The sequence below is a fragment of the Nitrospinota bacterium genome (assembly GCA_029881495.1).
GTDB lineage: Bacteria > Nitrospinota_A > UBA7883 > JACRGQ01 > JACRGQ01 > JAOUMJ01.
The window spans coordinates 1-12502 of record JAOUMJ010000043.1; the positions used below are offsets into that span (position 1 = coordinate 1).

Sequence of the window (12502 nt, forward strand, 5' to 3'; positions counted from 1 at the left end):
GTGAAGCCTTTAAGAACTGGGAATCCATATCCGGCGGCAAGGGGGTGGACTTTCTTTTTATCGACGGGGATCACAGCTATGAAGGGGTAACTTTCGACCTCACATCGTGGGGTTCGATCGTCAAGAGGGGGGGGGTAATCATCGCCCATGACTACTGCAACCTTCCCGAGGGGGGATTGGCTGGCGTCGATGTGGCAATTCACAATACCCTTTTAAACGGGAAATTCGAGGTTCTGAAAAGTTGCTACGCTTCCATAGCCGTGCGTAAAAAATAGCCACCTCCTTTTAATATCCCCCAGTTCTTAATCCGCTCTCCTTTTGTGGCGCAGAGATGACTTGATTTCATCTTCATCATGCTGTCATACCTGAAATTAATCCCATGAAAAGAGTTCTGTAATCAGCCAAAAAGATTCCAATAAAATAGGCATGATATGGGAAACAACATTGTTCGCCTCATCTTTGTGGATTCCATATAATCATGTATGATGATAAATAAAAAGTGGGAGAATACCTGACGCGATGGCACAAAAAATCTCGCCTGAAAAGCTCATGGCGCACTATCCTCCGTCTCTCGTAGACAGCGATTCCAGAACCAGGGATTTCAATGCGCTTTGGCCGGAAATGGAAAAGCTCTACGATGGAGAGAACATCGACCTTTTCAAGAGTTTTTCCATTATCATTTTTGAATCATATTCCGACACGGTAATCCAAAGCATGACGCCTGCCATGCACTATACAAAAATGAAACAGTATTTCGATTTCTTCATGACAGACCTTGAAGTTACCTCTGTCGATTCTCTTCAGCTTCCCGGAATGCTTATTGGTGTGGAACAGCCTAAAAAGGAGATGCTAAACAACTCCAGCACGAAAATGGCCTATACGGAAATTTTAATACATACTGTAGATTCCCCTTTCATCTTTGAAAACCTCAACGGCTACATAAACCTCTCACGGCACCAGCTGATCACCGCCATCCTGAGAGTTGTCACTATCAAACGCGAAAATGGCAAAATAAAAGAGATACTTCGGCAGGATGAAGAAGGCCCCAAAGAAGTATTCATAAAATTCCGCATATCGAAAATAGTCAACCCCAACACCATAAAAACACTCAAGGACGAACTCCAAGCAACACTGAAATCACTCTTCCTGGCGGTTGCCGATTTTGACAATATGGTCAAGTCGTGCACTTCTATCAAAGATGATCTTTCAAACGACAAGCACGACGTGAATGACGCTAAAGAGACTGCCGAATTCATCCAGTGGCTTGTCCCTGCAAACTTCATCTTCATGGGAATGGGGTGCTTCGAACTGACCATCGATAAAAAATCACACCGCCTGGCGGAAATTGAGGAGAAAAGATTCGGGGTATTCCGGGATCACCATATAATGAATGCCGTCTATCCCGGAATTCTTGAAGAGTTAAAACAAAAGATCACCAAATCCGAGGATAGACCATACATGATGGTTTTGGATTTCCTTTCCAACTCGCCCAGGATCATCTACCATTCCGAACCTGTCGATGCGATATTGATTCGCCAATACAACGAAAACAAATCGAGAATGACCGTTTCGATACTCCTTGGGAGATTCTCCCGCGGCGGCCTTATGACAAAATCGACCGATATCCCGCTCCTCAGGAAAAAATTGACCCGCGTTCTGGAAACCGAAAAGGTGCGCCCGAAATCCCATCTGCACCGGGAACTTTATTCGTTTTTCCAGCAGCTCCCCAAAAAGGAGCTTTTCTACATCGACAGGGAAAGCCTCGGACTTCTAATGAGCGTGGCAACACGGCTCCGAAGCGAGAACGAGATACATATGATCCTGCGTCAAAGCCGGGATTATGGATATTTCGTCACCACACTGGTATTCTCTTCCAAAAAGTACAGCGTTAGAAACATCAAAAAGGTCGGCGAATACCTCTCCGCGCTGTTCAACCAGAAGATACTCTATCGCCTGACCTCACAGTCCGACATTGTAAGCTCTCTTTACTTTTATTTTTCACTCGGATCCAACGGCGTTCCCCAAATCGACCTGAAAAACGCGATAGCGGAATTAAGCGACCTGATCACCAGTTGGGAAGATCTTCTTCTGCACAGGCTGGTGGAAAGGTTCGGCGATCCCGACGCGTTCAAGCTCTACAATAAATTTATTGCCCGACTGCCGGAAATCTACAAGCAGGCAGTAAAACCGCTGGAGGCGGTTAACGACCTCTACCTCCTCAAGGAATTGGAAAAGACAGAGACTTTACAGATGGACATCACCATGAACAGCAAAACATCGGCCATTCTTCGGCTGTTCTGGAACAAGGAGCTGAACCTCATGAAACTTATCCCCACATTCTCGAATCTGGGGATTAACGTAAAAGAGGAGATAGCCATACCTCTTGTCGCCACAGAGGAGAACAGGCTTTACGCGCAGCTTCTTATGATCGAGGATTCCGAGGAGGAAATTAAGAAAATAATCTCTCTCAAACCGGAGCTCATAGAAACGATACAGCATGTTATCGCCAAAAAAGTGGAAGACTGTCCGCTGAACAAGCTTGTGCTTTCCGCGGGACTTTCCTGGATGCAGGTCGACATAGTTCGTGCATACCAGAATTTCATCCTCCAGATCAACCCGCTGGTAAATCCTCACTCCGTCACGCAGGTCATCGTCAAATACTCTCACATCACTAAACTTGCTGTGAACTACTTTGAAGAGAGGTTTGATCTTAAAAAAGGGGACATTTCGAAACTTGAAAGACTGAAAGGCCAGTACATGGGTGAGCTTGAAAAAGTCACCGACCTGAGCGAAGACAGCATTCTCAGGCTGTTGCTGAACGTGATGGAAAATACGACCCGTACCAACTTCTTCAAGCCGAAAGAAGAACATTTCATTTCGATGAAGATAAAATCTTCAGGAATATCGATTATGCCGAAACCTGTGCCAATGGCGGAAATATATGTACATACCCCTTTCGTAGAAGGGGTACACCTTCGCGGAGGAAAGGTCGCGAGAGGAGGTTTGAGATGGAGCGACAGGCCGGATGATTTCCGAACTGAAGTGCTTGGACTGATGAAAACCCAAATGGTCAAAAACGCCATCATCGTCCCTTCCGGCTCCAAGGGGGGATTCGTAATCAAGAAATTCAAGTTTGAAACCCGCGAAGAGAAGGAAATTGTATTTAAAAAACATTACCAGACATTTATAAGGGGTCTGCTTGACCTTACGGACAACATAGTCGAGGGGAAAACCGTACCGCCTGACCATGTAAAATGCCACGATGCGGAGGATCCATACCTGGTTGTGGCAGCCGATAAAGGGACAGCCATGATGTCCGACGCCGCCAATGAGGTTTCGGAAAATTTCTCGTTCTGGTTGAAGGATGCGTTCGCTTCCGGAGGTTCCATTGGATACGACCACAAGAAATTCGGGATCACCGCCAAAGGGGCGTGGGAATGCATAAAAAGGCATTTCAGGGAACTTGGAACGGATATTCAGAACGAATCCATAACCGTTGTAGGTATAGGGAGCATGGATGGCGACGTCTTCGGCAACGGCATGTTGCTGTCAAAAAAGATCAAGCTTGTCGCCGCTTTCAGCCACATACACATTTTCATCGATCCCAATCCCGATCCGGAAACCTCCTACAAGGAGCGCCAGAGGCTTTTTGAAACTCCGCGCACCACATGGGGAGACTACGACAGAAGCAAAATCTCAAAAGGGGGCGGAGTTTATGACCGCACAGCGAAATCTATTCCGATATCCGATGAGATGAAAGAAAAACTCGGGACGAGCAAAAATCAGATGAGCGGACTGGAATTGATACGCACCATACTAACCATGCCTGTCGACCTTATTTACAGCGGCGGAATAGGAACATACTTCCGCGCAACCACGGAATCGTCTTCCGACGTAGGAGACAAGGCAAACGATTCCGTACGAATAAACGCGCAAAAGATCAGGGCGCGCGTTATAGGCGAGGGGGCGAATCTCTCCCTTACCCAGAAAGCCCGCATTGAATACGCTGAAAATGGCGGGATTTTAAATACCGATTCGGTGGACAACTCCGCCGGCGTGGACATGAGCGACCATGAGGTAAATCTGAAAATACTTCTGGAACAGCTCCTTGAGAAAGGGGACCTGAAGGACAGGATCGAAAGAGACGCACTTTTCACTAAGCTCGGCCCGGAGGTAGCAGAGATGGTGCTTCAGGATAATTATCTCCAGAGCCATGGAATATCATTGGATAAAAAGCGGAGCGAAAAGAAGTTCGATCTGTTCTGCGAATACATAGACAAGACTTCCTCGGAAGGGCTGATAGACCGCGAAGATGAAAAGATCCCCGATACAGATGTTCTTCGCGGGTATCCCAAAAAACCGGGATATATGCCGAGGCCTGTGCTTTCCGTTCTATTCGGATATGAAAAGATAAGGATAAAAAAGCTGATAATCGAATCGCCTATAGTTGATACCGCGTTTGCCGCAAGATACCTTTTCGGCTATTTCCCGGCGCAAATAAGGCACGATTATGAGCCGCATATCGCCCAGCATCGCCTGAGAAAAGAGATAATCGCCACCATGATATGCAACAGGATAGTAAACCAGGCCGGAATAACTTTCCTTCATAACCTTGAGGAGACGACAAACGCCAAGCCGTGGGAGATATTAAGAGCCTACCTTATCGCGGAAAATCTTCTGGAAGCCGACATATACAGGAAACAGGTCCACGAACTCGACAACAAGGTTGAGGCTTCCCTGCAGATGGAACTCCATCTCGATATGGAGGACCTTATCGCCAAAACGGTTTCATGGATGCTGAAGCACATGGCATACGACAGGGTGAATTTCGATTTTATCGGGCAGTACAAGGACGTCATTAACAAATTCAGGGATAACCTCTTTATCAAGCTCGAAAGCATATGTTCTCTCGAAGAAGGGTGCATCGATAAAAAAGTGCAGGAGCTTTCAGCCAGGAACATCCCTGCCGACCTGGCAAAAACAATCGTCATACTCCCATACATGAAAGACATAATATCGATCATATCCATAAAAGAAGAGCGACACGCCGATTTCATCGAAACGGGAAATCTTTTCATCCTAGCTACTTCCCATTTACAGCTTGACTGGCTATACGAAGCTATCGAGAACTACCGCGCCGAAACGGTATGGGAGAAAAAAACGGTGGAAAATCTGGCGAGGGAGCTTGAGTCATACCAAGGGGCTCTTGTCCTGAAAATCCTCGAGTTCAAACGGAAGGATGAAACAATGGAAAAAGCATTCAGCAACTACATCATGGAGAGGGAAAAACAGGTCGCGAACTACCGTACTACCTTGACGAAGATACAGTCTGAAACACCAGGGAACCTCCTTGCTATCGCCGTACTCGTCCGCCAGCTCTCCGACATGCTCTAACCTTTTGCCAGAGCGGACCGATTTTCAGGATGATCCCGATGATAGAAGCAATACCCCGCTTAGCGCTTCAATAATTCATTGAAACTGCCGGTTCGATACCCTTCCAAATCAAGCACCACGAAATCGAACCCAAACGACTTTATCTCCCTGACAAGATCCTTTAGGCCCGGATGCGACGCCAGTTCCGTAATGCGGACAGGTGATACTTCTATTCGTGCAATCCCTTCGTGATAGCGCACACGCACCTGACCGAACCCTTCTCTCTTCAATGTCTCTTCCGCCTTTTCTATCCGCTTCAGTTTTTCATCTGTAATTGATGTTCCATACGGAAAGCGCGACGCAAGGCAGGCGGCGGCAGGCTTGTCCCAGTTCGGAAGTGAGAGCCTCTTCGCGTGGAACCTTATATCGTCCTTCGTCATGCCAGCTTCCATCAGCGGCGACCGAACCCCTCTCTCCGTTGCCGCTTTTCTCCCCGGACGGTAATCGCTGTTGTCGTCGGCGTTGGAACCGTCGCACACCACGCTGTACCCATCTTCTTCCGCTATCTTTCCAAGAATGCCGAATAGCTCCCCCTTGCAGTAAAAACATCTGTCCGGAGGATTTGTCGCAAATCCTTCTATCTGAAGTTCTCCCGATTCAATCACACGGTACGGAGCCCCTATCGTCCGCGCAATATCTATCGCGGCATTGAACTCCGATTCCGGATATGTGCTCGACCGTGCCGTAATCGCGAGGATCTTCGCTCCGTTCTCTCGGCTCCTGTCGTAGGCGGCCTTGAGAAGGAGTGTGCTGTCCACCCCTCCGGAATAAGCAATAACTGCGTCCCCTATCCCGTCAAGTATCTCCTCAAGTTTTTCGTACTTGTCCATCTATATGTCCAGACCGTCCCGCAATTCACGATATGCGGATGCTGATTCCGCATTTCCCGCAATTTTGAAAATGATTATCCAGAACCGGATTCCGAAAAAAAACATAAGCTTGAGCATTACGTTGTCAAATGTTGAATGATGTTTCTCGAAATAAGCAAGATAGCTCTTGAACTTCTCCTTGAGAACGAACGGCTTCACCTTCCGCGAACTGAAGCCGACAAAATGCTCTATCTCATAGGAAGGATCGAAAATCACTTCGTATCCGGCATTCTTTACTCTTCTACAGAGGTCGATCTCTTCGCAAAAAAGGAAAAAGCGCTCGTCAAACGCGCCTGTTTTCATCCAGGCCTCTCTCTTTATCATAAGGAAAGCGCCCGTGACCCAGTCGACCGCCGTTCTTTTATCATGCTGACTGAATTGCCCAAAGATATTTCCAAGGAAAAATGAAAATATTTTTTTTACAGCGGGCCGCTTCGCCAATTCACCCATTCTGAAAACAAAAAAGAACATAGTTACAAGATTCGGATATGTATACGCGGTGGACTGCACAGTTCCGTCAGGGAGAAGATTCTGGCATCCAAGCGCCCCTTCATTCTTGCCAGACTCAAAGCGATCAATCAGCCGTTCCATGCCTTCCGAAAGTATCTTTGTATCCGGGTTCAGGAAGAGGATAAAGCGCCCTTTGGAGACTTCGGCCCCCAGGTTACATCCTGCGGCGAATCCTGCATTTGTCTGACTGCTTACAAGGAGAACATTTTTTCGTATCCTTGCGGCCCTTTCGGAGCCGTCGCTGGAAGCGTTATCGACAACAATAGTTTCGTACTCGATAGCGGAAGAGCCCTCCCCAAGCCTCTGCTCTATTGACGCAAGGCAAGCTTCCAGCAAATCGCCGGCATTGTAGTTTACGATTACAATACTGAGTCGCAAGACGCCCTATTGGAACATTTTGATTTCTGCCTTGTCCTTAAGCTCTGTGAGGAACTCCTGAACCTTCTTTCCTCTTTCAATCATCTGCAACTGCGACATTATTTTGCTCTTCATCTCGGCAAAGGGAACAACGCTTGCCGGCTTCATTTCGACTGTCTCTATGTAGTGGAGTCCGAACCTGGTTCGCACCACTTTCCCTGGCTGGCCCGGCCTTAGTGAAAACGCGGCGTCCTCAAACTCCTTTACCATCGCCCCCCTTGGAAAGAATCCCAGGTCGCCCCCTTCCGGCGCGGATGGTCCCTGTGAACGTTTTTTCGCCACCTCAGTAAAGTTCTTTGTCTTCTTTACCTCTGCCACTATCTCCTGCATCTCCTTTTCAGCCTTTTCAACCGCTTCCTTCGGCGCGTCCGGCTCAAGCTTCAGGAGTATGTGCCTTGCCCTGATGGTTTCTGGAGATTTGAACATAGCGACATTCTGCTGGTAATACTTCATCGCTTCCATCTCTTCCACCTTTACCTTCGGGGATATCTCCTTTTCAAGTAAAAGCGTGATCATATACCCTTTTTCCAACTCATGTTTCAGGTTATCAAGCGTGATCTCCTGCTCGTTCAGTCTTTTCTTGAATTCCTCGTCACCTTCATACCTTTTCACTATTCTCTCGTATTCGGAGTTTAGCTTTTCATTGCTTATCTCGATATTCTGGGCGACAGCCTCCTGATAAAATATCTCGCTCCCTACAAGGTGTTCTATGATGTCTTTTTTAACCTTCTCCAGTGCTTCCGGGGTCAATTGCTGGCCCTGCATCTTCATCATTTCAATATTGCCCCTCAAGGCGCCGATGAACTTGTTCCGCTGTATTTCAGTTCCGTTCACCACGGCTATAACTTCGGGGAACTTCATCCCTTTTAGCGGGTCGACATCATCGCCCATGCCGCCGTGGGGCGACGAGGAAGCGTTCTGCCCATCGGCAGGCTTATAATCATATACAGCCAGCGATATCATACCTACCAGCAACAGTGCCGCGAGAACTCCAACCAATATCCTATTTTGCATCTATCTACTCCAAAAATTCCCTGATGGGGGGACGCCTACATATACATACCGCCGTTAACATGCAGTACATTACCAGTTATATAATCAGAAGCTTCTGATGCGAGGAACAGAGCTGCCTTCGCCACATCTTCAGGTTTCCCAAGCTTTCCCGCGGGGATCCCCCCAAGTATCGCATCCCTTGCCTTGTCATCCAGCTTGTCCGTCATGTCCGTGCTGATATAGCCGGGAGCTATAAGGTTCGCCTGTATATTGCGGGAGGCAAGTTCCCGCGCTACCGATTTTGTCAAACCTTCCAGGCCGGCTTTGGAAGCCGAATAGTTTACCTGCCCGGCGTTTCCCATTGATCCTACTACGGAGCCTATATTGATTATTTTCCCCGTTCGTTTCTTCAACATTATCTTCGATACCGCCCTGACCAGATTGAAGGCCCCTTTCAGGTTGATGTTGATCACGTCATCCCAGTCGGAATCTTTCATCCTGATAAGAAGTCCGTCGCGCGTAACACCCGCGTTATTTACAAGTATGTCGATGGTTCCGAATTTCTCCACACACTCCTTTACAGCGGCATCAGCTACTCCTGAATCGGAAACATCCCCTTTGAAGGTCTCAACTTTGCATCCGTTTTTTCTCTCTGCGACAAGTTTCAGAGTCTCATCCATCGGCGTCGACTGGTACGCAAGGAAGAGGTTCGCCCCCGCTTCGGCAAAAGTCGCGGCTATCTCTCTCCCTATGCCTCTTGAGGCACCAGTTATCAAAGCGGTCTTTCCTGTTATCATCTACCTAGAATCTCCAGAGTTTCCTTAAGACTTTCAGCATCCTCAACGCTGCAAAGAACGAGGCTTTTATCCTCCCTCTTCAACATCCCGACAAGGGTTTTTCCAATCCCGAATTCTACCACGGTTTTTACCCCTTCATTTATCAAAACCTGCATTATTTCGGTCCATCTCACCGCTCCCGTGACCTGCCTGCCTGAGCCGTCTCGCGCTTCCCGTGCAGTTGAAACTATCTTTGCGTCAACATTGTTTACGAGTGAGGAATTGAGGTCGTGAAAAGTTATTCCGGCCAGATCTGAAGTGAGCCTTTTTTCAGCGTCTGCCATGAAAGGAGTATGAAAAGCGGCGGATACCTTGAGAGGTATGATCCTTTTGGCCCCCTTCTCCTTCAGCAGAGGTGTAACCGCTTCAAGTGCGGAAGGGGTTCCTGCAATTACGGTCTGCCCCTCTCCATTATAATTGGCGGGCTGAATGAACTCATCGCCACTGGCAACCGAAGCGCACGCTGTCTTTATTGAATCCACATCTAGCCCCAATACCGCCGCCATTACCCCGCCAGAGGCGTCGGACATGTATAGCCCCCTGTTTCGGACTATCCTGAGACCATCCTCAAATGAATAGCCCCCTGCGGCATAAATCGCGGAAAACTCCCCCAGGGAATGTCCGGCAACAAAATCGGGCTTTATCCCGCATTTCTCCCTGAACGCCTCCAGCGCCATTGCGCCTGCGGTAAATAGCGCAGGCTGGGTAATCTCCGTTTTGGAAAGCTCCTCTTCCGGCCCGTTATAGCAGAGGCTGGAAAGACTGAATCCCAGGGCATTATCGGCACGCTTCATAAGATTCGCCGCGCCTGCGGAGGTTTCGGCAAGGTTCTTCCCCATACCGATTTTCTGGGCCCCCTGGCCGGGAAATACGAATGCTATTTTTCCGTTACTCATAATAAGATGGACAATCTATAGTCTTGCGGGAAAAGTGTCAACACCTCATCCTCATCTTATTTGATCCAGCAAATTCCACCCTCTAAGCAGTCTGCGTAGAATTATATTTTGAAAAGGGATCTTTTCTGTAAACCCTGCCTGACACTATTCGATTGGTGATAACCGTCGTTTTCAAAAAGCGCTCTGTTCTTGATATGAGCGCTGAATATCGTCCAAATGGATTTGGGGAAAAGAGATACAGTTAATATTCCATGCTGCTGGAAGTATCTGTATTTGCTTTAGTAGAGGTGGAATCTCCGCCGACTGTGACCAATATTGCGGTGGTAAGCTGTATCAGGCCCCCTAGAAGTGAATCACTCTTTTTTACTTTTTCCCCAGAGAGGTTCTCTTTTCCTGCTTCTCTTTTTTGAACTCCCTGGTTACTCTCTTTTACGACAGCAATTTCACTCTTGTCGCCTTTAGTTGCAGACTCCGATTCCATTTCCAGCTTTCCATACATCCCGCCATCATCCTCGCTCCACGCGAAATTTGGAATCAATAAAAAGCTAAACACCAGAAGTAACGTAATGAAACTATTGAATATGCGCCCCATAAAAGTTAACAAAAGAATTTCCCTGCCTATAAAAAAGTAATACAAATCTACGTACCGGTCAACACTATATCAAAGCCACCGTTTGTAACGTATCGCTACAACGCAGTTCGGCTATTCACTTCATATGTTACAATCTACCATTTTCATTGGCTAATTCAAATAAAAAAATGTAAGTAATTATAATATTTCTGCTATTAGCACCGCGATTTTTTAAAGGATTGACGCTCAATACGCTTTTATTTCCGCGATTCGACGAGAAATCATTAAAACCTCAGATTTCAATATTGAGATGGTTTCACAGAAATGATCTGGCAGTACCGCCGCGCTATCCACATCCGTTCAATCACATGAAAAAATGGAGCGGGAGAGGAGGTTCGAACTCCCGACGTCAACCCTGGCAATTTTCTTTCAGACAATCTATAAGGATCTGAATAATGGCTGTTTTCCCATACTTATTTGATTTTCAATCTATTAAAGCCATTCCATTAATTCCAATGAATCTATTAATTCTATTTCTTGCCAAAATTTCTATCACAGTGGAATTTTCAAAAAATCGAATCTCAAATCTATTGATGAACATTTACATAACGAGAAAAGTTGAAAAAGATAGAATATGCAGAACCGTATTGTATATTGTTACCGCATTTGATAATATTTGGGCGTCGAGTAAAGACTGAGAAGGGGGAAAGCGGGAGTGTCACCGTATTTTCGATGAGTGACAAACTGCATATTTTGAGTGAACTTGGTTGCTTGATGGTCATTCGGATGACCGTCTTGTAACATTTTGCATCCTATCCAATTTACCCGCAAGGAGTGTGGAAAAAAGTAAAGGAGGATCTTTTGGGGGATAAGAGTCGCAACTTAACATTGTATTGCCTGTTTTTGACACTATCGATTTTTACGGCATACTACGAAGGATTTATTTCGATGATATCCATCATGTTCTTTGTGACACTGGCTATTGGGTTTTGCCTGATGGCGTGGCTGACATTGAGTATTTCAACATTTCGCTATGCTTCCTTAATGCTAACGATATTCATAATTGAATACATAAAAGAAGGTATAGGGACAATCTCAAACCTATGGACGTATCACGGTCGTAACATATGGACTTCTCCCGATTCTAACGAGGCGCTAATCAACTTCGGAGTGCTTATGTGGGTTATGGGTGGAATAGCAGTGTATACAGTTGCAACGAAGTTAATCATACCATGGTTGAGGAAACTTGATTTCTCCCCTCCTCGATACGTGCACCCCCTGATTATCATACTGCTTTTTGCACTCATTCCACTTTTGCTAGGAAAATACGCGGCCGGTGCGGGATTTCTTTTCTATGCTCTATACCTCTTTCTGTTTGCCGTTTGCCTATTTGCGTCTTTAAAAATGGAGTTTCCAGTATTTGCCGGTATTTTGGTAGCTGCACTGATAGGCGGTTTTCCCGCCGAATATGCAGGCTCTATGGGGAGCGGCATCTGGACGTTTACCCATAACCCTGATTATCCGCCTCTTTTTTTGCTTGTATCGTGTTGGCCGCTGGAGATTATGGCGCAGTACTCGATATCATCCTACATCGCGGCCGAAGATTTGAATAAAGGTACATTTTAAAGTGAAAGAGGGGTGGTAAAAATGGATTCAATAACGAAAGAGGAAAAACAGTTCAAGATTTTTATGCAGGTGTCGGGATGGACTTACTTTCTGGTCGGTTTCGCATTCGCCTTTGCACCGATCTTGATATTGGAAGAAATTAATATTATTGCCGATGCGGTTGGGGGCCTGCCTTATCCCACACATGTGCAGGATGGGAAGCCGGTCGGGAATTTCTGGCTTTCGCTTACTTTCTCGATGATGATGACTATTACGGCCCTTTGTTATTTTGTCCAGCGAAACCCGAGAAAGAACAGGAGTTACGCCGTGCCGCTCATGATATCGAAATCGGTTTCGGCCCTGTCGGCTCTT

10 protein-coding genes are annotated in these 12502 nt (G+C 46.7%); 4 read left to right on the forward strand and 6 right to left on the reverse strand.

What is annotated here, in order from left to right:
• Window positions 1–275, forward strand: a 275-nt coding sequence (locus OEY64_12620) for a class I SAM-dependent methyltransferase (GenBank protein MDH5543791.1), incomplete at its 5' end; no start/stop codon positions are given.
• A gap of 244 nt (window positions 276–519) precedes the next feature.
• On the forward strand, window positions 520–5394 hold the full coding sequence (locus tag OEY64_12625; GenBank protein ID MDH5543792.1) for an NAD-glutamate dehydrogenase: 4875 nt from the start codon (window positions 520–522) through the stop codon (window positions 5392–5394).
• A 59-nt stretch (window positions 5395–5453) separates the two neighbouring features.
• On the opposite strand, the gene larE is transcribed toward OEY64_12625, so the two are convergent.
• The 6 genes from larE to OEY64_12655 all read right to left on the reverse strand — a co-directional run bounded on the left by larE (window position 5454) and on the right by OEY64_12655 (window position 10492).
• The gene (gene larE / locus OEY64_12630) at window positions 5454–6263 is read right to left on the reverse strand and encodes an ATP-dependent sacrificial sulfur transferase LarE (protein ID MDH5543793.1); all 810 of its coding nucleotides are present in this window, start codon (window positions 6261–6263) and stop codon (window positions 5454–5456) included.
• Window positions 6264–7190 carry a glycosyltransferase family 2 protein gene (locus OEY64_12635; protein ID MDH5543794.1) on the reverse strand — a complete coding sequence of 309 codons (927 nt, stop codon included), beginning with the start codon at window positions 7188–7190 and terminating at the stop codon, window positions 6264–6266.
• A 6-nt stretch (window positions 7191–7196) separates the two neighbouring features.
• Complete coding sequence (locus OEY64_12640) at window positions 7197–8243, reverse strand: peptidylprolyl isomerase (protein ID MDH5543795.1); 1047 nt, start codon at window positions 8241–8243, stop codon at window positions 7197–7199.
• A 35-nt stretch (window positions 8244–8278) separates the two neighbouring features.
• Window positions 8279–9019, reverse strand: a complete 741-nt coding sequence (fabG, locus tag OEY64_12645; protein MDH5543796.1) for a 3-oxoacyl-[acyl-carrier-protein] reductase — start codon at window positions 9017–9019, stop codon at window positions 8279–8281.
• Window positions 9016–9954, reverse strand: a complete 939-nt coding sequence (gene fabD, locus OEY64_12650; protein ID MDH5543797.1) for an ACP S-malonyltransferase — start codon at window positions 9952–9954, stop codon at window positions 9016–9018. The genes fabG and fabD overlap by 4 nt, the downstream gene beginning before the upstream one ends.
• Before the next feature lie 241 nt (window positions 9955–10195).
• On the reverse strand, window positions 10196–10492 hold the full coding sequence (locus OEY64_12655; protein MDH5543798.1) for a hypothetical protein: 297 nt from the start codon (window positions 10490–10492) through the stop codon (window positions 10196–10198).
• Window positions 10493–11521: 1029 nt separating this feature from the next.
• Between OEY64_12655 and OEY64_12660 the strand changes: the two genes are divergently transcribed.
• Both OEY64_12660 and OEY64_12665 read left to right on the forward strand, forming a co-directional pair.
• Entirely contained in the window at window positions 11522–12151 is a 630-nt protein-coding gene (locus OEY64_12660) for a hypothetical protein (protein MDH5543799.1), read from the forward strand.
• A gap of 21 nt (window positions 12152–12172) precedes the next feature.
• Window positions 12173–12502, forward strand: a 330-nt coding sequence (locus tag OEY64_12665) for a hypothetical protein (protein MDH5543800.1), incomplete at its 3' end; no start/stop codon positions are given.